The sequence below is a fragment of the Acidovorax kalamii genome, from assembly GCF_002245625.1.
In the GTDB taxonomy this organism is placed as follows: Bacteria; Pseudomonadota; Gammaproteobacteria; order Burkholderiales; family Burkholderiaceae_C; genus Acidovorax; species Acidovorax kalamii.
In genome coordinates this window covers 17,116-40,055 of sequence record NZ_NOIG01000009.1, presented here as the reverse complement: position 1 = coordinate 40,055, position 22,940 = coordinate 17,116, and the positions used below count along the sequence as shown (strand labels likewise).

Here is a 22,940-nt window from a genome sequence, read left to right as displayed (position 1 = left end):
AGGGAGGGTTTTCTCAAAAATGATAGCTGAAAGCGCTTGGTGGGTGCGCGCAAGCAGCCATTTTGACCGTGAAGGCTGGGCCAAAAGCCCGCAGGCGGTCAGAACCCTAGGCTGGCCAGCAGGTCGTCCACCTGGGACTGGTCGGTGACCACGTCGGGCGTGTTCTCGGGGTCCACCACCGGGCCTTGCAGGTGGGCGGGCTTGGCTTCAACCGCTGGTACATGGGCGTTGGGTGGTGCGGTCTGGATGAGCAGCTGCACCAGTTGCTCTTCGATGGTGGCCGCGAGGTTTACCACCCGCGCAATCACCTGGCCGGTGAGGTCGTGGAAGTCCTGCGCCATCATGATCTCGGTGAGGTGCGCGTCGGCCTCCTTGGTCACGCGCTCCACATCGGTCAGGAAGTTGAAGATCTCGCCCTTGGCCACGGCGGCCACCGGGTCGGCCACCAGCGAACTGACCACCCGGCGCGTCTCGGCCGCAATGTAGTCGTGCTGCGCCTTGGCCTGTTCCACACGGCCCAGCACCTTCTCGGCCGCTTCGCCGGTCAGGCGGGCGATGTAGGACAGGCGGCTCTGGGCGTCGGGCAGCTCGCCCATCGATCCCCGCAACTTGTCGGCGTAGCCCAGTTCGTTCAGCGAGTCGTGCAGCTGGCGGGTCAGTTGGCCGATCTTGTGGTGTACGTCGGCCGGCTGGCTGTTGTCCGGTGTGGCGTCCATGGTCTCATAACCCCATCTTCTTCAGAATCAAGGTCACCTTCTCTTCGAGAGTTGCCTTGGTGAAGGGTTTGACGATGTAGCCTGCAGCGCCGCCCTGGGCGGCGGCAACGATGTCTTCCTTGCGGGCCTCGGCGGTCACCATCAGCACCGGCAGGTGTTTGAGCTTGTCGTCCTTCTTGATCTCGGCCAGCAACTGGAACCCGTTCATGTTGGGCATGTTGATGTCGGTCACCACGAAGTCGAACTTGCTGTTGCGCAGCTTGTTGAGGGCTGCCACGCCATCTTCCGCCTCGTCGGCATCGGAGAACCCGCTTTCCTTGAGCAGGTTGCGCACGATGCGTCGCATGGTGGAGAAGTCGTCAACGATCAGAAAACGAAGGGCTGTGGTCACTTGGGACCCTTTCGGTCGAGAATTACTGTAGGCATTGTCATGGGTGGCAGGTTAGGTGACAAGTCGTAACTGTTACCTGCTTGGGGGGGGATTTTCCCGCTTTTCATTCAGCAGTTCTGTGGAAGTGATTTCGGGGATCCCTTTGCCCATGAGTCGTTCTTCGGCCTCGCGGGTCAGCACCGTGATGGTGATGCGCCGGTTGGCGGGTGCGCGCGGGTTGTTTGGCTCCAGCAGGTCGCTGGCCGCCAGGCCCACCACGCGGCCCAGTTTAGCGTCTGGCATGCCGGCCGAGACCAGCTCGCGCCGCGTGGCGTTGGCGCGGTCGGCCGACAGCTCCCAGTTGCTGTAGCCACGCTCGCTGTTGCCATAGGGCACGGCGTCGGTGTGGCCTGCCAGGCTGATGCGGTTTTCCACGCCACCGAGCGCGGAGCCGATTTCGCGCAGGATGTCGCGCATGTAGGGTTTTACCAACGCGCTGCCACTGTCGAACATGGGGCGGTTCTGGTCGTCAATGATCTGGATCTGCAGGCCGTCGGGCGTGATGTCGATGCGGATCTGCGACTTGTATTCGTTCAGGCGCGGGTTTTCGGTGATGAGCGCATCGATCTTGGCTTCGAGTGCCTTGATGCGGTCCAGGTCCTGCTTGGCGCGCTCGGCGCGCTGGGCGTCGATGCTCATGCGGCGCTGCTTGGCCTCTTCCACGTCAGAACGCCGCACTTGCCCGTGCACCTTCGACAGATCGTTGCCGCCGCCCGGGATCACGCTGGAGCTGTTGCCCGCCCCGTCGCCGCCGGTCATCGCCACTTTGAGCGGCGACGCGAAATACGCCGCAATCCCCTGCAACTCGCCCTTGGCCGTGGAGCCCAGCAGCCACATCAGCAGGAAGAACGCCATCATGGCCGTCACGAAGTCGGCATAGGCAATCTTCCAGGCGCCACCGTGCACGGCATGACCGCCTTTCTTGATGCGCTTGATGATGATGGGCTGGAGTTTCTTTTCTGCCATGGTGTTGCGGGCCAAGGGGCGCTGGCGGCGCTACTTCTTGCCTTTCACATGCCCCTCCAGCTCGGTGAAGCTGGGGCGGACGTCTGAGAAAAGCACTTTGCGGCCAAATTCGATGGCGGTGGCCGGGTTGTAGCCCTGCATGCTGGCCAGCAGGGTGGACTTGATGCACTGCAATTCCTTGGCTGCGTCTTCGGTCTTTTGCTCGACCAGACCGCCCAGGGGTTCGACCACACCGTAGGCCAGCAAGATCCCGAGGAACGTGCCCACCAGCGCCGAGCCGATCATGCCGCCCAGCACCGAGGGCGGCTGGCCCACCGAGCCCATGGTGTTCACCACGCCCAGCACCGCGGCCACAATGCCAAAAGCGGGCAGGGCACCCGCCAGCCGGGCCAGCGCTGCCACGGGGGCGTGGGCCTCCTGGTGGTGGGTGTCGATCTCGCTGTCCATCAGCGCTTCGATCTCGTGCGAGTTGAGGTTGCCCGACACCATCATGCGCAGGTAGTCGGTGGTGAACTCGATCACATGGTGGTCGTTGCCCACCGTGGGGTACTTCTTGAAGATCTCGGACTCGTGGGGCGCCTCGACATCCTTTTCGATCGCCATCAGCCCTTCCTTGCGGGCCTTCTGCAGGATGTCGTAGAGCATGGCCATCAGCTCCATGTAGCGGGCCTTGGTGTACTTGGACCCCTTGAGCGCCATGGGCAACGCAGCCAGGGTGGCCTTGATGACCTTGGGCTGGTTGTTCACCACAAAGGCGCCCAGCGCGCCACCCAGAATGGTGACGATCTCGAAGGGCAGGGCCTTGAGGATCACGCTGATATTCCCGCCGTGCATGATGTACACACCGAAGATGCAGCCCAGGCAGACGACGTAACCGATGATGACGAACATGCTTTAGACGTGTTGGGCGGTAACCGGAGCAAGAACGGCAGCGCTTGTTCCAGGACCGCAGTCGCGGGTTTACCGAAGGTTACTGCAAATGTATCGGATTGCTGAGCGAGAAATGCCACAAGAGAGCGGCCAAACCAGGGCTTCTTGGAGGAATGGCTTTGGCGCTGCACTCGCTGGGTGGAGGGTGTGTCATGTCATCAATTTCGGCATCAAATCGGCCATATGCGCCTGATGGAAAAGGATTTGTTGCTATTTAATGTGTAGCAATCTGGTGTCTGCACGCATCGCGCACAGCGCCGCGCCGTCGGGGCAATCGCTGCATTTGGCCCGTTTTTCCGCAGCCACAGGGCCTTTTGGCGGCACGGGGGCTGGACTATGCTGCGGGCATGAAAGCCGTACTGCTCGCGGGGGGCCTGGGCACCCGCATCTCGGAAGAGTCGCACCTGCGTCCCAAGCCCATGATCGAGATCGGGGGGCGGCCCATCCTGTGGCACATCATGAAGATGTATGCCGCCCATGGCGTCAACGACTTCATCATCTGCCTGGGCTACAAGGGCTACGTCATCAAGGAATACTTCGCCAACTACTTCCTGCACATGTCGGACGTGACCTTTGACATGGCCAACAACCGCATGGAAGTGCACCACCGCCACGCCGAGCCCTGGCGCGTGACGCTGGTGGACACCGGCGAAAGCACCATGACCGGCGGGCGCTTGCGCCGTGTGCAGGAGTACCTGCCCGAAGGCGAGCCCTTCTGCTTTACCTATGGCGACGGTGTGGCCGACCTGGACATGACCGCGCAGTTTGCCTTCCACCGCGCCCACGGCCGTCAGGCCACGGTAACGGCCGTGTTGCCCCCAGGCCGCTATGGCGCCCTGATGCGCGACGGCGACCGGGTGGACGGTTTTGTGGAAAAACCGCGTGGCGATGGCGGGTGGATCAACGGCGGTTTTTTTGTGCTGCAGCCCGAGGTCATTGACTACATCGACAGCGACGCCACCAGCTGGGAGCTGGAACCCATGGCCCGCCTGGCCAGCAGCGACCAGCTGCGCGCCTTTGAGCACACCGGCTTCTGGCAGCCCATGGACACACTGCGCGAGAAAAACCTGCTCGAAGACCTGTGGCAATCGGGCCGCGCGCCCTGGAAATGCTGGTAAGCACGATGCGCCCTGATCCCGACTTCTGGCGCGGCAAGCGCGTGTTGCTCACCGGCCACACCGGCTTCAAGGGCGCCTGGCTGGCCCTGTGGCTGCAACGCCTGGGCGCCCAGGTCACCGGCGTGGCGCTGCCGCCCGCCACCGAGCCCAACCTGTTCACCCTGGCCCAGCTGGGGCAAGGCGGCCCGGGCATGGAAAGCCATTTCTGCGACATCCGCAATACCCAGGCCCTGGCCATGCGCGTGCGCGCCGCCCGGCCCGAGGTGGTACTGCACCTGGCTGCGCAGGCGCTGGTGCGCCCCGCCTACGCCGCGCCGCTGGACACCTTTGCCACCAACATCATGGGCACGGCCCATGTGCTGGATGCGCTGCGCGGCCTGCCCGAAGTGCGCGTGGCCCTGGTGGTGACCACCGACAAGGTCTACCGCAACCGCGAATGGGCCTACCCCTACCGCGAAGACGACCCGCTGGGCGGGCACGACCCCTACAGCGCCAGCAAGGCCGCCACCGAGCTGGTCACGGCCAGCTACCGCGATTCCTTTCTGGCCGCCCAAGGCGTGGCCGTGGCCACCGCCCGGGCGGGCAACGTGATTGGCGGCGGCGACTGGGCGCAAGACCGCCTGCTGCCCGACGCCGTGCGCGCCTGGGAGAAGGGCGCCACCCTGCACATCCGCCGCCCCCAGGCCACGCGCCCCTGGCAGCATGTGCTGGAGCCGCTGGCCGCCTACTTGCGCCTGGCCCAGCGCCTGTGGGATTCGGCCGCCTTGGCCGGTGCCTACAACTTCGGCCCTCTGCCGCACGAGGCCGCCACGGTCAAAAATGTCATTGAATTGGCCTCCGCTGCCTATCCAGCAAGCGCTATCAGCTATGAAAACGAGAGCGAAGGCCCGCACGAAGCCGGCTGGCTCGCGCTCGAAACCGCCCATGCCCGCCAGGTGCTGGGCGTGGCCCCGCACTGGTCGCTGAACACCGCCGTGGCCCGCACCATGAACTGGTACCGCCAGCAACATGGCGGCGCCGACGCTCGCGCGCTGTGCCTGGCCGACATTGACGCCTGGGAGGCGCGGCCATGAGCCGCCTCGCCCTGGCGCCGCTGCCACTGGCGGGGCTGTTCCGCGTGCAACGCCAGCCGCTGGTGGACGAGCGCGGCTTTTTTTCGCGCCTGTTCTGCGCCGACGAACTGGCGGGTGCGGGCTGGACGGGCCCCATCGCCCAGATCAACCAGAGCTACACAGCGCTCACCGGCACCGTGCGCGGCATGCACTACCAAAAGCCGCCACACGCCGAGATGAAACTCGTGAGCTGCCTGCGCGGCGAGGTCTGGGATGTGGCCGTGGACTTGCGCCAGGGCTCGCCCACCTTTTTGCACTGGCACGCCGAGCACCTCTCGGCCGATAACGGCAGCGCGTTGCTCATCCCCCCCGGTTTTGCGCACGGCTTCCAGGCGCTGACCGACCATGCCGAGCTGCTGTATTGCCACTCTGCGGCCTATGCGCCCGCCGCCGAAGCGGGGCTGCACCCGGCAGACCAGCGCCTGGCCATTGCTTGGCCGCTGCCGGTGGGGCAAATGTCGCCCCGCGACGCAGGCCAGCCCTGGATGACCGAAGAATTCGAAGGAGTGCGCCTGTGAAGTGCCGACACTGCGGCAGCCCGCTGCAACGCTCGTTCCTGGACCTGGGCAGCGCGCCCCCGTCCAACGCCTACCTGAGCGAGGCCGCGCTGCGCGCGCCCGAGACCTGGTTCCCGCTGCGCCTCTTGGTCTGCGAAACCTGCTGGCTGGTGCAGACCGAAGACCACGCCGGGCGCGAGGCGCTGTTCACCGACGACTACGCGTATTTCAGCTCGTTCTCATCGTCTTGGCTGGCCCACGCCAAGGCCTATGTCGAGGCAATGCGTGAACGCCTGGGCCTGACTGCCGCCAGCCGCGTGGTCGAGGTCGCGTCCAACGATGGTTACCTGCTGCAGTACGTGCAAGCTGCGGGCATTCCTTGCTACGGCGTGGAGCCCACCGCCAGCACGGCAGCCGCAGCCCGCGCCAAGGGCATTGAGGTGGTGGATCGGTTCTTTGGCGTGGCGCTGGCCGACGAGCTGGCAGCCGCCGACCGCCAGGCCGACCTGATCGCCGCCAACAACGTGCTGGCCCATGTGCCCGACATCAATGATTTCGTGGGCGGCTTTGCCCGGCTGCTCAAGCCCCATGGTGTGGCCACTTTCGAGTTTCCGCACCTGCTGCGCATGGTGGAGGGCTGCCAGTTCGACACGGCCTACCACGAGCACTACTCCTATCTGTCTCTCACGGCGGTGCAGCGCATCTTTGCGGCCAATGGCCTCGTGGTGATTGACGTGCAAGAGCTGCCCACGCATGGCGGCAGCCTGCGCGTGTTTGCCGCCCGCACTGATGCCATGGACCATCCCCAGGCAACGGCTGAAGGCGCCGCCCGCGTGCAGCGACTGCTGGCCACCGAGGCAGCGGCGGGCATGCTGGGCGCCAGTTTTTACAGCGATTTCCAGGCCCAGGCCATACGGGTCAAGCGCGAGCTGCTCACATTTTTGTTGCAATGCCAGGCCGAGGGTGTCACCGTGGGTGCCTACGGCGCGGCCGCCAAGGGCAACACCCTGCTCAACTTTGCGGGCGTGCGGCCCGACCTGCTGCCCTATGTGGTGGACAAGAACCCGGCCAAGCAGGGCCAGTACCTGCCCGGCAGCCACATCCCCGTGGTGAGCGAGGCGCACCTGCGCGCCCACAAACCGCAGCGCATCCTGATCCTGCCCTGGAACCTGCGCAGCGAGGTGGCCGACCAGCTGGACTACACGCGCAGCTGGGGCGCGCAGATGGTGGTGGCCGTGCCCCGGCTGGAGGTGTTCTAGGTGATCGAGATCCATCCCACCGCGAAGCTCTCGCACCTGGCCGACATCGAAGACTCGGTGCGCGGCTCCCGCATCGTGGTGGGCGCGCATTCGGTGATCGACAGCTTCGTCAAGGTCAAGCCTGCGGGTGGGAGCGGCGACCTGGTGGTGGGCGAACATGTGGTCATCAACGCGGGCTGCGTGCTCTACACGGGCAACGGCATCCACATCGGCAATTACGTGGCGATTGCCGCCAACTGCACCTTCGCGCCCGTCAACCATGCCTATGCCGACCGCAGCCGCCTGATCCGCGAGCAGGGCTTTCTGCCCAGCAAGGGCGGCATCGTGATCGAGGACGACGTGTGGATCGGTGCCAACTGCGTGCTGCTCGACGGCGCCGTGCTGCGGCGCGGCTGCGTGGTGGGCGCGGGCTCCATCGTGCGCGGCGAGTTGCTGGCGTACACCGTGTATGCCGGGCAACCGCTGGCCGCTGTGGGGGAGCGCCGGTGACGGGCCTGCCCCCTTCGACGTTTACGGTACTGGGCGCCTCGGGCTACATCGGCAGCCGCCTGGTGGTGCACCTGCGGGCCCAGGGCCACACCGTGTGGGCGCCTGCGCGCGGCGATGCCGAGGTGTTCGCCCGCCCGCTGGGTCATGTGATCCATTGCGTGGGGCTCACCGCCGACTTCCGCACGCGCCCGTTCGACACGGTGGACGCCCATGTGGGCCTGCTGGCCGAGGTGCTGCGGCGCGCGCAGTTCGACTCGCTGCTGTACCTGTCGTCCACCCGGGTCTACATGGGCGCCACCCGCACCGACGAAGACGCGCCCCTGTCCGTGCTGCCGGGCGACCCCTCGTACCTCTACAACCTCACCAAGCTCACCGGCGAATCCCTGTGCCACGCCAGCGGCCGCACCGGCGTGCGTGTGGCGCGGCTGTCGAACGTGGTGGGGCCGGGGTTGGACGCTGCATCGGGCAATCTGGTGGCCGACCTGCTGCACCAGGCGCGGCAGGGCCGGGTGGTGCTGCGTTCCGATCCGCAGTCTGCCAAGGACTACGTGCAGGTGGCCGATATTCTGGACTGGTTGCCGCGCATTGCGCTGCAAGGCCGGGCCACGGTCTACAACCTGGCCAGTGGCTGCCAGACCTCCCATGCACAGTGGCTGGACTGGCTGCAGGCCCGCACCGGCTGCGCGGTAGAGGTGTTGCCCGGCGGGCCGCTGCAGCCGTTTCCCCCGATTGCCGTGTCGCGCCTGCAGGGCGAGTGGGGCGTTGTGCCCCGCCCCCTCTGGGACGACAGCTTGCTGGCTGCTATTGAATGAATGACGACCCCGTTGGAGTACCTGCCATGAACCCCGTTGACCAATTCGCCCAGGAACGCCGCGACCGCCTCGCGGGCTATGCCCAGGACACCGCCTTCCAGACCCTGTCGCGCGACTGGCTGCAGGCCTCAATGCAGCGGCAGTACGTCTACAACTTCGACTGGATGGGCCGGCCCATCATCCAGTACCCGCAGGACATGGTGGCCATGCAGGAGCTGGTGTGGCGCGTGCGCCCGGACCTGATCATCGAGACCGGCATCGCCCACGGTGGCTCGCTGGTGCTCAGCGCCTCGCTGCTGGCCTTGCTGGACATGAGCGACGCGATCGAAGCCGGCACTACGCTCGATCCGCGCGCCTCGCGCCGCAAGGTGCTGGGGGTGGACATCGACATCCGCGCCCACAACCGCGCCGCCATCGAAGCCCACCCCATGGCCAGCCGCATTGCGATGATCCAGGGATCGGCCATTGCACCCGAGGTGGTGCAGCAGGTGCGCGACTTTGCCCAGGGCTACCAGCGTGTGCTGGTGTGCCTGGATTCCATGCACACCCACGACCATGTGCTGGGCGAACTCAATGCCTACGCGCCGCTGGTCACGCCCGGCAGCTACTGCGTGGTGTTTGACACCTTCGTGGAAGACATGCCGCCCAAGTTCTTTGCCGACCGCCCCTGGGACGTGGGCAACAACCCCAAGACGGCAGTGCACCAGTGGCTGGCCGGGCACGCCGAGTTCGAGATCGATACCGAGATGGAGCAGCGCCTGCAGGTCACTGTGGCGCCACACGGGTTTCTGCGCCGCAAGGGGTGATGGGTACAGAAAATATGGATAAAAATGCTGCCTTTCGCGCGGTAGGCTTGCATTTATTGCTATATTTTTAGTAGCAGATGACGCGGTGCAGCCCGATGGCTGCACACCAAGGCATCACGCAGCGGGGCTCGCCCCCATGTCCAGGCCCATCGCCTGCGTGGCGTGCCGCAGGTAGGTCACGGCAAACTCGGTGTGGCCGTGGGCATGTTCCACCTCGGCCAGGCAGGCCAGGGCCACCGGGTCGTTGGGCATGGCGCTGAGCACGGTTTCGGCCAGTTCGGTCACGGCGATCCAGTGGCGGTCCTTGAGGGCCGGGCCCGCGCTGGTGTCTGAGTCAGTGGCGGGTGTGGGCGGCGGGGCGGCCTTGGCCTTGTCCACCAGCTCCTGCAGGCGCTGGTGGGCCTCGTGCAGGCTGACGCGCTGGCCGGGTTTCAGGCCCACGCCGGGCACGGGCGGCTGGGTCCAGGCCTCGGGCAGCTGGGGCAGCCAGTCCTGGATCGCCTGGGCCTGGGCGGCGGGGTCGTCCGGGTGTTCGGCGCGGGCCAGCCATTGCAGCCACATCACCCGCAGGCCTTCGGCAAAGTGGTGGTTGAAGATGTCCTCGCGCATCAGGGCGGAGGCCTCCACCTCGGCGCGCAGCCCCTGCCGCAGGGTGTTCAGCGCCTGTGCGTCGGCCGCCAGGCTGGTGGCGATGCGCACATAGTCCTCGGGCGTCTCGGCCAGCCATTCGGTGCGGCCCAGGTAGGCCAGCAGGCCCACGCCCATGCGGCTCTTGAAGCTTTCGCCCACCATCGACACGATGGGCAGGCCCATCCACAGCACGTCGAAGGTGGTGGTGCCGCCCGTGAGCGGGAAGGGGTCCAGCGCAATGTCGATGCGGTGGTAGGTGAGGTACTGGTTGTCGGTGCGCTGCGCCACCAGGTCCAGCTGTGCCGGGGGCAGGCCCAGGCGCTCGCAGCGCTCTCGGTAGGCTTGCGCAAAATCGGGGCGGTCGAAGTTCTTGCCTTCGATCAGCAGGCGCGACCCCGGCACGGCGGCCAGCACTTGGCCCCACAGGGCCAGCACCTCGTCGGTGAGTTTGCCCAGGTTGTTGCAGGAGCCGAAGGTGATGAAACCGTTGGCGAGCGCGGGCGCCGGGCGCACCTGGTAGCGCGGCTGGTAGCGCCACAGCGGGTTGCGGCTCATGGGGCGGTAGCAGGCAAACAGCGTGGGCAGGCGGTAGAGCTGTTCGGTGTACTGCGCTTCGGCGCCGGGCGGGTCGGTGATCTCGTCGGTGAACTTGTAGTCCACGGCCGTGAGCCCGGTGGTGGCCGGGAACCCCAGCCATGACACCTGCACGGGCGCCGCCTTGTGCGCGAGGGCCAGCAGGCCGTTGTTGCCGGTGTGGCCTGCCAGGTCGATCAGGATGTCAATGCCTTCGGCGCGGATGGCCTCGGCCTGGTGCTGGGGGCTGAAACCCGCCAGGGGCACAAAGTGGTCGGCGTGGCGCTGCACACGCTCGGTCACATGGTCGTCGCGGGGGAAGAGGTAGAACGCAAACACCTCGAATTGCCGCCGGTCCAGCTGCGCCAGCAGCCCCTCCACAAAGTACATGACCGAATGCACGCGGAAGTCGGGCGAGAGGAAACCGATCTTCAGGCGCTTCCAGGGCGATCCCCGGTGCTCGGCAAAACTCGGCCACTCGGGCTGCAGCGGGGGCTCGAAGGTGGCGCCGTACTGCCGCGCCGCTGCTGACAGCTGGGCGGCGTCCACCTCGGGGTCGGCCAGCATGAACAGCAGCTTGTTGGTGTAGTTGCCCGGGTCGTTGGGGCGCAGCCCGATGGCGGTTTCGCAGTCCTTGACGGCCTCGCGCACCTGGCCCAGCTCGCGCCGGTGGATGGAGCTTTGCATGAGCGCGGCCACGCGGTCGTGCAGGGTCTCGGCCAGGGCGGCGGCCTTCTGGCTGGCCTCAAACCCCTTGTCGTGCAGGCTCAGGAGGTAGCAGCACTCGGCCAGCTTGATCCAGCCAATGGCCTGCTGGGGGCGCAGCTCGCACACTTTTTCGAGCAGGGGCAGGGCGTCGATGTTGCGCGCCTGCTCGATCAGCACGTTGGCGTAGTTGACCAGCAGCTCGGCGTCGCCCGGCCAGTACACATAGGCCTGCCGGTAGGCCTGGAGCGCTGCATCGAACTCGCGCTGTTTGTTCAGGGAGAAGCCCAGCAGCCGGTGGGCGCTGAGGTGGCGGCCGTTCTTGCGCAGCACCTGGCGGCACAGGCGGGTGAGAAGGGGCCAGTCGGCAGCGGCCAGCGCTGCCTGCAGGCGGGGCGTGTCCTGTTCAGTGTGTTTGGATTGCACGTTGGCGCCGATCTACGAGCAAAAAGAGGGGCAGGGTGTGGTGGCAGTGTGCCATGTGCAAAGGGGCCCGATGGGCCCCTTTGTCTTGCTGTTCCACTGCGCAGCGGTGGGCCGGGCAGATTTACTTGAGCAGCGACAGCACGCCCTGCGGGATCTGGTTGGCCTGGGCCACCATGGCCGTGCCGGCCTGCTGCAGGATCTGGGCGCGCGACAGGTTGGCGGTTTCGGCCGCGAAGTCTGCGTCCTGGATCCGCGAGCGCGATGCGGACAGGTTCTCGGAGGTGATCTGCAGGCTGGAGATGCTGGTCTCGAAGCGCGATTGCAGGGCGCCCAGCTTGGCACGTTCGCCGTTGATGAAGGCCAGGGCCGAGTCCACGGTCTTGAGCGCGTCGGTGGCGTTGGTGAAGGTGGTCACATCCAGGTTGGCCACGGTGTGCAGCGAGGAGCCTCCGTTGTCCAGCTGGTTGCTGGCCGAGGTCACGGCGAAGGACTTTTCGGAGTCCAGCGTGATGTAGCCGCCGGTGTTGATGAATTCCACGTTCGCATCGGCCGCCAGCGTCTGGGTCGCGCCGTTGCTGGCACCTGCCGCGTCGTAGCCGGTGACGGTGACCGCACCCGCATTGGCGTTCACGGTGTCGCCGATCACAATGTTGTTGCCGGTGGCGTTGGTCAGGATGATCTGCGTGCCGTCGGAGTTGAGCGAGGCATTGATGCCCGTCTTGGCCGCTTGTTCATTGATGGCCGACACGGCGGGGGAGAGGCGGTCGGTACCGGTGCCAGCCACCAGCGTGAAGGAAATGGTGCGGGGGCTGGCGACGTTGTCGCCTTCCAGTGTCAGCGAGTACGAACCCGCCGCGGCCATGCCGCCCAGACGCACTTCGGTGCGGGCCGTGGCCGTGACGCCGGTGGTGGACTGCAAGGCGTTGATCTGGTCGGCTGTGGCCTTGGCCGTGGCGCTGGCGGCCACCGTCATGGTGCCGGTGCCCAGGTAGCCGCTGATGGCCACCGTGCCGGTGGTCACGCCGTTGGTGCCTGCCGTGGCCTGGGTGGCCGATGCGCCGATGCCCGAGCCGTTGGACGCAATGTTCTGGTTGTTACCATAGACATTGGTGCGCAGGTTGGCTGTGGCGGCCACAATGGTCTGGTTGGCGTTGGCGCCCACTTGGAACTGCTGCGTACCAAAGGTGCCGTCCAGCAGTTTCTGGCCGTTGAACTCGGTGGTTTGTGAAATCCGGTCCAGTTCTGCCACCAATTGGCCGACTTCCTGCTGCAGGGCCTGGCGGTCGCCGGCGCTGTTGGAGGCGTTGGCCGACTGCACGGCCAGCTCCCGCACCCGTTGCAGGATGTTGCCCGCCGACCCCATCGCACCTTCCGCCACCTGGGCCAGCGAAATCCCGTCGTTCGCATTGCGAACAGCTTGGTTCAGGCCCCGGATCTGGCTGGTGAAGCGCTCGGAGATCGCCAGGCCGGCGGCATCGTCCTTGGCGCTGTTGATGCGCAGGCCCGACGACAGGCGCTGGATGGCGGTGTTGAGCGACATCTGGCTGGTGCCCAGATTGCGCTGCGCGGTCAGCGAGCTGATGTTGGTGTTGATGGTTGCTGCCATGGCGAAACTCCTTAACGTCGCGAGACGGATCTGTTTGCCGGTTCAAGCGCACCCGTCCGGCTGTCAATGGGGGAACGATGGATGAATTGTGGAGATGCCGTTTTTTGGTGTTAGGTGGATAAGCGGCCAAAAAGTCCTACAACTTGTGCGTTTGCCCCTCAAGTTTTCCGGCGGCCACCCGAAAACACTCTCAACGGACCGTGAGTGGCCCGCCGTTCACCAGATGGCCTGCAGCGCTGGGAACCCAGGAGGCCAGCGTGGTGCTGGCGCCCCGGCTGGCGGCAACGCCATATTCAGTCAGTTCTTTTCTGGAGATTTGCAATGGCTTCCACCATCAATACCAACATCAGCTCGCTTACCGCCCAGCGCAACCTGGGCATGAGCCAGACTTCGCTGAACACCTCCATCCAGCGCCTGTCGTCGGGTCTGCGCATCAACAGCGCCAAGGACGATGCTGCTGGCTTGGCCATTTCTGAGCGTTTCACCAGCCAGATCCGGGGTCTGAACCAGGCGGTTCGCAATGCCAATGACGGTATCTCCCTGGCGCAAACCGCAGAAGGCGCCTTGAAGGCTTCCGGCGACATCCTGCAGCGTGTGCGTGAACTGGCGGTGCAGTCGGCCAACGCCTCCAACAGCGCTGGCGACCGCCAGGCCCTGCAACAGGAAGTGGGTCAGCTGGTGTCCGAACTGGACCGCATCTCGCAGACCACGGAATTCAACGGCTCCAAGCTGCTGGACGGCACGTTCGGTACGCAACAGTTCCAGGTGGGCGCCAACGCCAACCAGACCATCGTGGCGGCCACGGCCAACCTGCGCACCAGCGTGTATGGCAACAACCAGAACGTCGCCTCCAACGGTTCGGGCATCGGTGCATCGGCCACCCAGGCCACGGCGGGCACCAACGGTGTGACCACGGGCTCCGTGGCCATCGCTGGCTACCTGGGCACCGGCACCCTGACGGTGGCTGTGAGCGCCTCTGCCAAGGCCACGGCAGACCAGATCAACGCACTGAAGGCCGACACTGGCGTGACCGCCACGGCCCGCACCGAAGTGCGTCTGGGCGGCATGGCGGCGGCGGGTTCGTACTCGCTGACGCTGGAAGGCGACAACGTGGGCGCCGCCCGCACCGTGTCCTTCACGCTGACCTCTGCCACGGGTACGGACCGCCTGTCGGCTGCCGTGTCCGCGATCAATGACCAGTCCGCCAAGACCGGTATCAATGCCTCGCTCAGCTCCGACGGTAGCCAGATCATCCTGACCAACGCCACCGGCAACAACATCGTGGTGGGCGACACTGCCAATGCCAACGCGGCCAACGTGACCGTGACGGGCTACGACGCAGCTGGCGCAGCCAACGGTGCCACGACCACGCTGAGTTCTGCCGCTGCCTCGGTGGAGTTCGTCAACACGGGCGGCTACATCACGCTGGACTCGGAAAAGTCCTTCGCCCTGACCTCCACCAGCAACCAGCTGGACAACGGTGGCTCGGCCCTGCAAACGGTGGCCAACCTGGATGTGACCACGTTCAGCAACGCGACCAACGCGCTCAAGACCGTGGACTCGGCCCTGGCCTTCATCAACGGTGAGCGCGCCAAGCTCGGTGCTCTGCAATCGCGCTTTGAAACCTCGATCAGCAACCTGCAAGTGACGTCGGAAAACCTGTCTTCCTCGCGTTCACGCATCCTGGACGCCGACTTCGCCGCAGAAACGGCCAACCTGTCGCGCTCGCAGATCCTGCAACAGGCCGGCACGGCGATGGTGGCCCAGGCCAATCAGCTGCCGCAAGGTGTGTTGGCCCTGCTGCGTTAACAAGCAGCGGGCAAGGCAGTCAGGGTGTTGCAGCGCCCTGAAGTGGCCCAGGCGGCGGCAGGTTTCTGTCGCCGCCCTTTGGCTTTTTGGAGCAGCGGGTGCCAGGACCGCTGGATAAGACGGGTTTCCTGGCGTGTTTACGGACGTTCTTGATCGCCGTTCGGCGCGATAATTTCCGTTGAACCAGTTCAGGAGGTTGGTATGGCCACGATTTCATCCGTAGGTGTCGGCACAAACGGGCTTGATGTCAAAAACATCATTGCCAAGTTGGTCGAACTGGAAAAAGAGCCGCTGAACAAGCTCACGGTGCAGGCCGCGACGGTCAAAACCAAGATATCTGCCTTTGGGCAGATCAAGTCGCTGGTCTCCACGCTACAGGACGCCGCCAGCAAGCTGACCAGCGTGACCGGCTGGAATGGTGTGACCACCACCTCCTCTGATTCCAAGTTTGTCTCCGCCACTGCTGTGGGAGGAACCCTGCCAACTACCTTCAGTGTGGAGGTGCAGGGCCTGGCCAAGGCGCAGGCCACCGCGTCGGCGGCGCTCTTGCCTGTAGGCGGCGCGCTGGGCTCCGGGACGCTGCGGCTGGAACTGGGCAAGTGGAGTGTGGCGCCCTCGTCCTTCACGCCGGGCAGCGGCCAGCCGGTGGATATCGCGATCAGCGCAAGCGACAAGCTCTCGGACGTGGCCAGCAAGATCAATGGCTCCAATGCTGGGGTGACGGCCTCGATCCTCTCGGATGCCTCCGGCGAGCGTTTGTTGCTGCGCAGCAAGAGCACCGGTGAGGAGTTCGGCTTCCGGCTGAGCGTGATGGAAGATGGGGACACCGATCCCCAGAGCGCAGGCAACACCGATGCGACCGGCCTGTCGCGTTTGGTCAATGGCGCCACGGTCACGCAGGCGGCAGCCAATGCCAAGGCCACGGTCAACGGTATTGCGGTGTCTTCTGCCACCAACACCTTTGCTTCCACGATTTCGGGTGTGACTTTCAAGGCGGAGCAAATCACCACGGCGCCGATCGATATCACCGTGGGCAAGGACGAGTCGGCCATCAAGTCCAACATCGACGGGTTCGTGAAGGCCTACAACGCCGTCAACGAGCTGCTGCAAGAGGCGACGAAATACGACGCAAAGACCGGTTCGGCGGGGCTTTTGCAAGGGGATTCGACCGCTGTGGCGCTGCAGAACTCTCTGCGCAACGCGATCCAGTCGATCTCGACGGGCGGCGGGGCCTTCCAGCGTCTGGCAGATGTCGGCATCACGCAGCAGCTGGGCGGGAACCTGGCTGTGGACTCCACCAAGCTGAACAAGGCCCTGACGGAAAACCCCGACGACGTGAAGAACCTGTTCCGCAACACCGGAGGCGGATCGGCCGACGGCATTGCGGTACAGCTGAAGGCGCTGACCACCAACTTGCTGGCCAACGATGGTTTCTTCAAATCCAAGGACGACACCCTGCAGCTAAGCCTCAAGCGCAATGCCCAGGACCAAACCCGCGTGAACGAAAAGGTTGACGCATTTGAAAAACGCATCACGCGGCGCTATAACGCGCTGGACACCCAGTTGAGCAGCCTGAACGGCCTGAACGCCTATATCTCGCAGCAGGTGGCGGCCTGGAACAAATCGACGGGCTAAATAAACAGAGGCTTCAGTTTTTCTGGCGCGAGCCGATAACTTAGGTAATACCTCGGAAGGATTGTCAGCATGTTCAGCGCCTACAGCCCCCGTGCAGCCAACGCGTACCAGCGCATCAATGTAGAGACCAGCATGCACACGATCGACCAGCACCAACTGGTCAGCCTGTTGTATGAAGGCGTTCTGAACTCCATCGCCACGGCGCGTGGCGCCATGGCACGGGGTGACGTGCTGGGCAAGGTCAATGCCATCTCCAAGGCGGTGCGCATTCTTGAAGAAGGCCTGAGCACTTCGCTGGACAAGGTGGACGGCGGTGAGCTGGCCGAGAACCTGGGCGCGCTCTACGACTACTGCATGCGCCGCCTGATCCTGGCCAATGCCCGCAACGACGACGCGATGATGCAGGAAGTCATGCGCCTGATCGAGCCCGTGGCCCAGGGCTGGAATGACATCAAGAAATCCGGCGCTGCAGCGGCTTCTGCCGACGCGCCTGCCGCCACTGGCCAGCCTGTGCTGGTGGAGGCCTGAACCATGTCCCACATGCTGATTGACTATTACAAGGCGATTGAAGACAGCAGCGCCAAGATGCTGGAGGCTGCCCGGCTCAAGGACTGGGACGGCGTGGTGCGCTACGAAGGCGCCTGTGCGGTGCTGATCGAGCAGTTGCGTTTCAAGTCGCAGGAACACGAGTTGCTGCCCGAGCACCGCCGCGAAAAGACCCGCATCATGCAGCGCATCCTGCGCAACGACGCACAGATCCGCTGCCTGGCCGAACCCTGGCTGGCACAGTTCGAACATCTGTTCGAAGGGCAGCCGCAGATGATGCACTGAGGCGCGCAACAAGCCTCAAGACAAAGCCGACCCTGTGAGGTCGGCTTTTTTGTGGAAAAAATGGGCTTCTCCGCGCGCCCAATAAGCGCTTTTTGCTATCAAATCGGGAGTATTGCGCAGGCGCAGGGGCAGGCGCTAGATGCGGGCGCTTACCAGTGCCAGGGCAGCCAAGCAAGGGCCGCCCCGCAGCGAGGGCTGCGTCCCCTTGCCCGCAGCGCGCAGCGTTGCGAGAGCGGGGGGGGAAAGCGCGCAGCGCCTCAGGGGGGTGACACTGCCTATACCTGCATGTTCATGATGTCGGTGTAGGCCTGCACCATGCGGTTGCGCACGTGCAGCGTGGCCTGAAAGCCGATCTGGGCCTTCTGGATGGCCACCATGGTTTCTTCCAGGCTCACCGAGGGGTTTTCCAGCTGAACCTCTCTTTGCAGTTCGGACGAACGGTTTTGCGCCGCACTCACCGACTGCAGGGCGCCTTTGAGGGCGCTGGAGAATCCTACTTCGTTACCGGTTTCCTGGGGCGCTGCAGCACGGCGCGCCACGCCTGCGCCCGTGAGGGGGGCGGTAGAGCTTGAGATGCGAAGGTCCATGGCTGTATCCGTAGGGAATGGCGGTATGCTGCGTATCCTAGCCACCGCCCAGGCGCCCATCCCCCTGAAATGATGGTCAAACGGGCGGCTTATCCAGCGAACATGGTGGAGGCGTGACCGAATAATCGACACCACGCCAGGTCTGTTGCCGGACCTGCTTTACTGGAAAAGCAAGATGTCTGCTGTTGCTGAAGTCCCTCTCAATCCGCTCCCGCCGCCCGCCAGCCCCAACTGGTTGCAGCGGCTGTCTGCCCTCGACCGGGCGCAGCGCATGCGGCTGGGCGTGGGCGTGGCGCTGCTGGTGGCCGCTGCCGTGGCGGCCATCGTCATGGGGCGCCAGCCAGACTACCGGGTGCTGTTCGCCAATCTGAACGACAAGGACGGCGGCGCCATCGTGGCCCAGCTGTCGCAGATGAATGTGCCCTACAAGCATGCCGAAGGCGGTGGCGCCATCCTGATCCCGGCGGACCGCGTGCACGATGTGCGCCTGCGTCTGGCCACCCAGGGCCTGCCCAAGGGCTCAGTGGCCGGTTTTGAATTGATGGAGTCCAGCAAGTTCGGGATGACGCAGTTCCAGGAGCGCCTGAACTTCCAGCGTGGCCTGGAGGGCGAACTGACCCGCTCCATCCAGGCGCTGTCGTCGGTGCAGGGTGCGCGCGTGCACCTGGCGCTTCCCAACCAGAACGGGTTCTTCCGCGAGCAGCAAAAACCATCGGCCTCGGTGCTGGTGAGCCTGCATCCCGGTCGCATCCTGGACCGCGCCCAGCTGGCGGGCATCGTGCACCTGGTGGCGTCCAGCGTGCCCGAGCTGGCCCCGTCGGCCGTGAGCGTGCTGGACGACACCGGCAAGCTGCTGTCGCAGACCACCGACAGCACTGCCGGGGCCGAGGTGAACGCCCAGCAGCTGCTGTATGTGCAGCAGATCGAGCAGCAGTACACCCGCCGCATCATGGACATCCTGGAGCCGGTGGTGGGCCGCGACAACGTCAAGGCCCAGGTCACGGCCGAAGTGGATTTCACGCAGACGGAATCCACGTCCGAGCAGTTCCGCCCCAACCAGACGCCCGACTCCAGCGCGGTGCGCAGCCAGCAGGTGCTGGAGAGCCGGGGAAGCTCCAGCAAAACCGCAACGGGCGTGCCCGGCGCCGTGGCCAACCAGCCGCCTGCACCATCGACCGCACCCATCAATGGCGCCAACCCTGCGCCCAATGCCGGTGGCCAGCAGGGCACCGAGGAGCAGACCAACAAGCGCGAGTCCACCACCAACTACGAAGTGGACAAGACCGTGCGCGTGACGCGGGGCAGCACCGGTGCCGTCAAGCGCCTGAGCGCGGCCGTGGTGGTGAACTACCAGTCTGGCGAAGACAAGGGCAAGCCCATCACCAAGGCGCTCACGCCCGAGCAGATCGAGCAGATGACGGCCCTGGTGCGCGAGACCATTGGCTTCAACAAGGACCGCGGTGACTCGGTCAACCTCATGAACACGCCGTTCCAGGTGACGGCAGCGCCATCGACCGACGTTCCGCTGTGGAAGCAGCCCGAAGTGATCGACCTGGCCAAGACCTTTGCGTGGCCTGTGGGGGCGGTGCTGTTTGCTGCGCTGGTGCTGCTGGGCTTGGTGCGGCCCGCCCTCAAGGCTCCTGCCCCGGCCAAGGCCAGCGCCGCACCGGTACCCGGTGGCCAGCTCGACGCCCTGGAGGCCGACACGCCCGAGCGCCCCGCGCTGCCTGCGCCGTCCAAGAAGGACGAAGCGTTGCCCGCGACGCCCGAGCAGCTGCGCCTGGAAGACGCCCGCGTGCTCGCCAAGGAGAACCCGGTGGCCGTGGCGAACATTCTCAAGACCTGGCTCAACGGCGACTCCGCCGCCTAGCCACCGATTGCACGGACACCCACCATGGACGACCAAGGCCTTCACGATGCCGCCATCATGCTGATGTCCCTCGGCGAAGAGGAGGCGGCCGAAGTTTTCAAGCACTTCTCGCCCAAGGAGGTGCAGAAGCTGGGCGAAACCATCGCGCGCATGCGCTCGGTGTCGCGCGAGAAGGTGGACGAGGTCATCAACAAGTTCTCCAACGCGGCAGCGGCCCAAAGCCTCTTGGTGTCCGACACGGGCAACTATGTGCGTGCCGTGCTCAAGCGCGCCCTGGGCGATGACAAGGCCGGTCTGCTGATCGACCGCATCTTGCAGGGCGGCGATGTTTCGGGCATCGAAAGCCTCAAGTGGATGGACCCGCTGTCGGTGGCCGAACTGTTGCGCAACGAGCACCCGCAGATCGTCGCGGCGATCCTGGTGCATCTGGACAGCGACCAGGCCTCGGGCATCCTGATGCACCTGACAGACCGCCAGCGCAGCGAAATCTTGCTGCGTGTGGCCACGCTCGAAGGCATTCAGCCCACGGCGCTCAAGGACCTCAACGAGGTGCTCTTCAAGGTGCTGGCGGGTGGCGACAAGATCCGCAAGAGTTCGCTCGGAGGTGTCAAGGCGGCCGCAGAAATCATCAACCTGCTGGGTGGCAACATGGACGCAGTGGTGCTCGAATCCATCCGGGGCTACGACCCGGACCTGGCCCAGAAGATCATGGACAAGATGTTCGTGTTCGAGGATGTTCTCAAGCTCGACAACGCCGCCATCCAGTCCGTGCTCAAGGAAGTGGCGTCCGAGACCCTCATCGTGGCGCTCAAGGGTGCCGTGCCCGAGTTGCGGGAGAAATTCCTGTCCAACATGTCCTCGCGTGCTGCCGAGGCGCTGCGCGAAGACCTCGAATCCCGTGGCCCGATGCGGCTGTCCGAAGTGGAAGCGCAGCAGAAGGAAATTCTCAAGACGATCCGGCGCCTGTCCGACGAAGGCCAGATCGTGATCGGAGGCGGTGGTGATGATGCCTTCGTCTAACAACCAGCGGTCGTACTCGCGCTTCATCCCCAGCGAGGAAGTGGGCGACTTCAAGCAGTGGAAGTTCAGCGCGGTGGATGGCTCGGACCTGGTCGAGCCCACGCCGGAGCCGGTGGCAGAGATCCCTGTCGAGGTCGATGAAGCCGAGCTGCAGGCCCAGCAGGCGCTGCTGCAGCAGCAGGCCTGCGACGACGCCTATGCCGAGGGCTTTGCCCAGGGGCAGGCGCAGACTGCCCTGGAGTGGCAGCGCCGCATGGACGACTACATCGCCCAGCAGGGGCAAGAGGCCGCGCAGCGCCTGCAAGCGGTGCTTCAGACGCTGGACGCAAGCCTGATCGACATGCAGCAGCAGATGGCCCAGCAACTGCTGGAGCTGGCGTGCGACATCGCCCGCCAGGTGGTGCGCCAGGAGCTGTCGGTCAACCCCAATGCCTTGCAGCCGGTGGTGCGCGAGGCCGTGGGCATGCTGGTGACCGAGGGGCGGCCCGCCACGGTGCGCCTGAATCCGATCGACATGGAAGCGATGGCGCAGCCCCTGCGCGAGGAACTGGATGGACCCGGCGTGCAGTGGATGGCGGATGCCGCCGTGCCTGCCGGCGGCTGCCTGGTGGAGTCTGCCGGAACGGTGGTGGATGGCAGCCTGGACAAACGCTGGCAGCGCGCCATTGCGGCCCTGGGCCTGCAGTCGCCCTGGAGCGAAGGAGAAGGCGATGAGCGTTGAGGCGCCCTCGGCCTGGACGCGCTTCATGGACGACGCGCGCGAGCGCGTGGCCGAAGGAGTGCCGCTGGAAACCCGGGGCACGCTCACCCGGCTGACGGGCCTGGTGCTGGAGGCCGTGGGCATCAAGGTGCCGGTGGGCTCGCAGTGCATGGTGCAGATGCCGGGCCGTGAACCGGTGCTGGCCGAGGTGGTGGGCTTCTCTGCCGACCGCGCGTTCTTGATGCCTGCGGGCGACATCCATGGCCTGTCGAGTGGCGCTAGGGTGTTTCCTGCTGCGCCCTACATCCCCGTCCCCCGTCTGGGTGAGCCGCCACGGCCTGTGCAGCGCGCCGGTGTGCTGCGCCTGCCCATGGGCGATGGGCTGCTGGGGCGTGTGGTGGATGCCCAGGGCCTGCCGCTGGACCATGGTGGCCCGGTGCAAGACGTGGTGGCTGAGCCCATGGGCCGCCGGCAGATCAATGCCATGGACCGCGACCCGGTCCGCGAGCCGCTCGACACGGGCGTGCGTGCCATCAATGCCCTGTTGACCGTGGGGCGCGGCCAGCGCCTGGGGCTGTTTGCGGGCTCGGGGGTGGGCAAGAGTGTGCTGCTGGGCATGATGGCCCGCTACACCCAGGCCGACGTGATCGTGGTCGGTCTCATCGGCGAACGGGGCCGCGAGGTCAAGGAGTTCGTGGAAGACATCCTGGGCGCTGAGGGCCGCGCGCGCTCCGTGGTGGTGGCGGCACCGGCCGATGCGCCGCCGCTGTTGCGCATGCAAGGCGCTGCGTATGCCACGGCCGTGGCGGAACATTTCCGCGACAAGGGGCAGCATGTGCTGCTGCTCATGGATTCGCTCACGCGCTATGCCATGGCCCAGCGCGAAATCGCCCTGGCCATTGGCGAGCCGCCTGCCACCAAGGGCTACCCACCCTCATGTTTTGCCAAGCTGCCCGCCTTGGTGGAGCGCAGCGGCAATGGCCTGCACGGGGTGGGCTCCATCACCGCGTTCTACACGGTGTTGTCCGAGGGGGACGACCAGCAGGACCCGATTGCCGACGCGGCACGCGCCATTTTGGACGGGCACATCGTGTTGTCGCGGGCGCTGGCCGAGACGGGGCATTTCCCGGCCATCGACATCGAGCAGTCGGCCTCGCGGGTGATGCACAACGTGGTGTCGCGCGGGCATTTTGATCTGGCGCGCAACTTCCGCGCCGTGTATTCGCGCTACCAGAAGAGCCGCGACCTGGTGCAGGTGGGCGCGTACATGAGCGGCTCGGACCCCGCGCTCGACGAAGCGATCCGTCTGCAGCCGCAGATGGCGGGCTTTTTGCAGCAGGACATGTTCGAGGCCGCCTCCATGGACCAGAGCGTGACCGCCATGGCCTCGGTGCTGGACCGTTGATACCTGCC

At 65.4% G+C, this 22,940-nt stretch carries 22 protein-coding genes; 15 read left to right on the top strand and 7 right to left on the bottom strand.

Annotation, left to right across the window (positions count from 1 at the left end; all coding sequences use genetic code 11):
* Positions 1-98 precede the first annotated feature (98 nt).
* From CBY09_RS14165 to motA, 4 genes are all read right to left on the bottom strand, one after another.
* The gene (locus tag CBY09_RS14165; RefSeq protein ID WP_094290265.1) at positions 99-716 is read right to left on the bottom strand and encodes a protein phosphatase CheZ; all 618 of its coding nucleotides are present in this window, start codon (positions 714-716) and stop codon (positions 99-101) included.
* A gap of 4 nt (positions 717-720) precedes the next feature.
* Positions 721-1,107, bottom strand: coding sequence for a chemotaxis response regulator CheY (gene cheY / locus CBY09_RS14160; RefSeq protein WP_015015821.1), 387 nt, complete (start codon positions 1,105-1,107; stop codon positions 721-723).
* Positions 1,108-1,179: 72 nt separating this feature from the next.
* Positions 1,180-2,112 (bottom strand): flagellar motor protein MotB, encoded by a 933-nt coding sequence (gene motB, locus CBY09_RS14155; protein ID WP_094290437.1) that lies wholly within the window; start codon positions 2,110-2,112, stop codon positions 1,180-1,182.
* A 30-nt stretch (positions 2,113-2,142) separates the two neighbouring features.
* The gene (gene motA / locus CBY09_RS14150) at positions 2,143-3,003 is read right to left on the bottom strand and encodes a flagellar motor stator protein MotA (protein ID WP_094290264.1); all 861 of its coding nucleotides are present in this window, start codon (positions 3,001-3,003) and stop codon (positions 2,143-2,145) included.
* Between the two features lie 386 nt (positions 3,004-3,389).
* On the opposite strand from motA, the gene rfbF reads away from it, so the two are divergent.
* From rfbF to CBY09_RS14115, 7 genes are read left to right on the top strand one after another with little or no spacing between them, the layout of a single operon-like run.
* Positions 3,390-4,160 (top strand): glucose-1-phosphate cytidylyltransferase, encoded by a 771-nt coding sequence (gene rfbF / locus CBY09_RS14145; protein ID WP_094290263.1) that lies wholly within the window; start codon positions 3,390-3,392, stop codon positions 4,158-4,160.
* A gap of 5 nt (positions 4,161-4,165) precedes the next feature.
* Complete coding sequence (rfbG, locus tag CBY09_RS14140) at positions 4,166-5,233, top strand: CDP-glucose 4,6-dehydratase (RefSeq protein WP_205734147.1); 1,068 nt, start codon at positions 4,166-4,168, stop codon at positions 5,231-5,233.
* Positions 5,230-5,790, top strand: coding sequence for a dTDP-4-dehydrorhamnose 3,5-epimerase family protein (locus CBY09_RS14135; RefSeq protein ID WP_094290262.1), 561 nt, complete (start codon positions 5,230-5,232; stop codon positions 5,788-5,790). The genes rfbG and CBY09_RS14135 overlap by 4 nt, the downstream gene beginning before the upstream one ends.
* On the top strand, positions 5,787-7,028 hold the full coding sequence (locus CBY09_RS14130; RefSeq protein ID WP_094290261.1) for a class I SAM-dependent methyltransferase: 1,242 nt from the start codon (positions 5,787-5,789) through the stop codon (positions 7,026-7,028). The genes CBY09_RS14135 and CBY09_RS14130 overlap by 4 nt, the downstream gene beginning before the upstream one ends.
* A complete protein-coding gene (locus CBY09_RS14125; RefSeq protein WP_094290260.1) occupies positions 7,029-7,517 on the top strand; it encodes an acyltransferase in 489 nt (162 codons plus the stop codon).
* On the top strand, positions 7,514-8,329 hold the full coding sequence (locus CBY09_RS14120; RefSeq protein WP_094290259.1) for an NAD-dependent epimerase/dehydratase family protein: 816 nt from the start codon (positions 7,514-7,516) through the stop codon (positions 8,327-8,329). Before CBY09_RS14125 ends, CBY09_RS14120 begins: the two co-directional genes overlap by 4 nt.
* 26 nt (positions 8,330-8,355) lie before the next feature.
* Entirely contained in the window at positions 8,356-9,135 is a 780-nt protein-coding gene (locus tag CBY09_RS14115) for a cephalosporin hydroxylase family protein (protein ID WP_094290258.1), read from the top strand.
* Positions 9,136-9,249: 114 nt separating this feature from the next.
* On the opposite strand, the gene CBY09_RS14110 is transcribed toward CBY09_RS14115, so the two are convergent.
* Together CBY09_RS14110 and CBY09_RS14105 are read right to left on the bottom strand one after the other, a co-directional pair.
* The gene (locus CBY09_RS14110; RefSeq protein WP_094290257.1) at positions 9,250-11,469 is read right to left on the bottom strand and encodes an O-linked N-acetylglucosamine transferase, SPINDLY family protein; all 2,220 of its coding nucleotides are present in this window, start codon (positions 11,467-11,469) and stop codon (positions 9,250-9,252) included.
* A 121-nt stretch (positions 11,470-11,590) separates the two neighbouring features.
* Positions 11,591-13,075, bottom strand: a complete 1,485-nt coding sequence (locus CBY09_RS14105) for a flagellin N-terminal helical domain-containing protein (RefSeq protein ID WP_094290256.1) — start codon at positions 13,073-13,075, stop codon at positions 11,591-11,593.
* Between the two features lie 321 nt (positions 13,076-13,396).
* Between CBY09_RS14105 and CBY09_RS14100 the strand changes: the two genes are divergently transcribed.
* The 4 genes from CBY09_RS14100 (at position 13,397) to CBY09_RS14085 (ending at position 17,350) form a co-directional block, all read left to right on the top strand.
* Positions 13,397-14,884 carry a flagellin N-terminal helical domain-containing protein gene (locus CBY09_RS14100; protein WP_094290255.1) on the top strand — a complete coding sequence of 496 codons (1,488 nt, stop codon included), beginning with the start codon at positions 13,397-13,399 and terminating at the stop codon, positions 14,882-14,884.
* Between the two features lie 201 nt (positions 14,885-15,085).
* Positions 15,086-16,519, top strand: a complete 1,434-nt coding sequence (gene fliD / locus CBY09_RS14095) for a flagellar filament capping protein FliD (RefSeq protein WP_094290254.1) — start codon at positions 15,086-15,088, stop codon at positions 16,517-16,519.
* A 69-nt stretch (positions 16,520-16,588) separates the two neighbouring features.
* Positions 16,589-17,047 (top strand): flagellar export chaperone FliS, encoded by a 459-nt coding sequence (fliS, locus tag CBY09_RS14090; RefSeq protein WP_094290253.1) that lies wholly within the window; start codon positions 16,589-16,591, stop codon positions 17,045-17,047.
* Positions 17,048-17,050: 3 nt separating this feature from the next.
* Positions 17,051-17,350 (top strand): flagellar protein FliT, encoded by a 300-nt coding sequence (locus CBY09_RS14085; RefSeq protein ID WP_063461658.1) that lies wholly within the window; start codon positions 17,051-17,053, stop codon positions 17,348-17,350.
* Between the two features lie 275 nt (positions 17,351-17,625).
* Here CBY09_RS14085 and fliE read toward each other — a convergent pair whose 3' ends face one another.
* Positions 17,626-17,937: a flagellar hook-basal body complex protein FliE gene (gene fliE, locus CBY09_RS14080; protein WP_063461659.1), complete on the bottom strand. Its 312-nt coding sequence runs from the start codon at positions 17,935-17,937 to the stop codon at positions 17,626-17,628.
* Positions 17,938-18,112: 175 nt separating this feature from the next.
* On the opposite strand from fliE, the gene fliF reads away from it, so the two are divergent.
* Genes fliF through fliI form a run of 4 tightly spaced genes read left to right on the top strand, consistent with a single transcriptional unit; the run spans position 18,113 to position 22,932 of the window.
* On the top strand, positions 18,113-19,807 hold the full coding sequence (fliF, locus tag CBY09_RS14075; protein ID WP_094290252.1) for a flagellar basal-body MS-ring/collar protein FliF: 1,695 nt from the start codon (positions 18,113-18,115) through the stop codon (positions 19,805-19,807).
* A gap of 24 nt (positions 19,808-19,831) precedes the next feature.
* A complete protein-coding gene (gene fliG, locus CBY09_RS14070) occupies positions 19,832-20,827 on the top strand; it encodes a flagellar motor switch protein FliG (RefSeq protein ID WP_094290251.1) in 996 nt (331 codons plus the stop codon).
* On the top strand, positions 20,811-21,548 hold the full coding sequence (locus CBY09_RS14065) for a FliH/SctL family protein (protein WP_094290435.1): 738 nt from the start codon (positions 20,811-20,813) through the stop codon (positions 21,546-21,548). Before fliG ends, CBY09_RS14065 begins: the two co-directional genes overlap by 17 nt.
* On the top strand, positions 21,538-22,932 hold the full coding sequence (gene fliI / locus CBY09_RS14060; protein ID WP_094290250.1) for a flagellar protein export ATPase FliI: 1,395 nt from the start codon (positions 21,538-21,540) through the stop codon (positions 22,930-22,932). The genes CBY09_RS14065 and fliI overlap by 11 nt, the downstream gene beginning before the upstream one ends.
* Positions 22,933-22,940: the final 8 nt, after the last annotated feature.

What these genes read in the sequence shown, in the direction of transcription:
- CBY09_RS14165 (WP_094290265.1), bottom strand. Translation starts at nt 716, where the DNA reads ATGGACGCCACACCGGACAACAGCCAGCCGGCCGACGTACACCACAAG.
- motB (WP_094290437.1), bottom strand. Translation starts at nt 2,112, where the DNA reads ATGGCAGAAAAGAAACTCCAGCCCATCATCATCAAGCGCATCAAGAAA.
- motA (WP_094290264.1), bottom strand. Translation starts at nt 3,003, where the DNA reads ATGTTCGTCATCATCGGTTACGTCGTCTGCCTGGGCTGCATCTTCGGT.
- rfbF (WP_094290263.1), top strand. Translation starts at nt 3,390, where the DNA reads ATGAAAGCCGTACTGCTCGCGGGGGGCCTGGGCACCCGCATCTCGGAA.
- rfbG (WP_205734147.1), top strand. Translation starts at nt 4,166, where the DNA reads ATGCGCCCTGATCCCGACTTCTGGCGCGGCAAGCGCGTGTTGCTCACC.
- CBY09_RS14135 (WP_094290262.1), top strand. Translation starts at nt 5,230, where the DNA reads ATGAGCCGCCTCGCCCTGGCGCCGCTGCCACTGGCGGGGCTGTTCCGC.
- CBY09_RS14115 (WP_094290258.1), top strand. Translation starts at nt 8,356, where the DNA reads ATGAACCCCGTTGACCAATTCGCCCAGGAACGCCGCGACCGCCTCGCG.
- CBY09_RS14105 (WP_094290256.1), bottom strand. Translation starts at nt 13,075, where the DNA reads ATGGCAGCAACCATCAACACCAACATCAGCTCGCTGACCGCGCAGCGC.
- CBY09_RS14100 (WP_094290255.1), top strand. Translation starts at nt 13,397, where the DNA reads ATGGCTTCCACCATCAATACCAACATCAGCTCGCTTACCGCCCAGCGC.
- fliD (WP_094290254.1), top strand. Translation starts at nt 15,086, where the DNA reads ATGGCCACGATTTCATCCGTAGGTGTCGGCACAAACGGGCTTGATGTC.
- fliS (WP_094290253.1), top strand. Translation starts at nt 16,589, where the DNA reads ATGTTCAGCGCCTACAGCCCCCGTGCAGCCAACGCGTACCAGCGCATC.
- CBY09_RS14085 (WP_063461658.1), top strand. Translation starts at nt 17,051, where the DNA reads ATGTCCCACATGCTGATTGACTATTACAAGGCGATTGAAGACAGCAGC.
- fliE (WP_063461659.1), bottom strand. Translation starts at nt 17,937, where the DNA reads ATGGACCTTCGCATCTCAAGCTCTACCGCCCCCCTCACGGGCGCAGGC.
- fliF (WP_094290252.1), top strand. Translation starts at nt 18,113, where the DNA reads ATGTCTGCTGTTGCTGAAGTCCCTCTCAATCCGCTCCCGCCGCCCGCC.
- fliG (WP_094290251.1), top strand. Translation starts at nt 19,832, where the DNA reads ATGGACGACCAAGGCCTTCACGATGCCGCCATCATGCTGATGTCCCTC.
- CBY09_RS14065 (WP_094290435.1), top strand. Translation starts at nt 20,811, where the DNA reads ATGATGCCTTCGTCTAACAACCAGCGGTCGTACTCGCGCTTCATCCCC.
- fliI (WP_094290250.1), top strand. Translation starts at nt 21,538, where the DNA reads ATGAGCGTTGAGGCGCCCTCGGCCTGGACGCGCTTCATGGACGACGCG.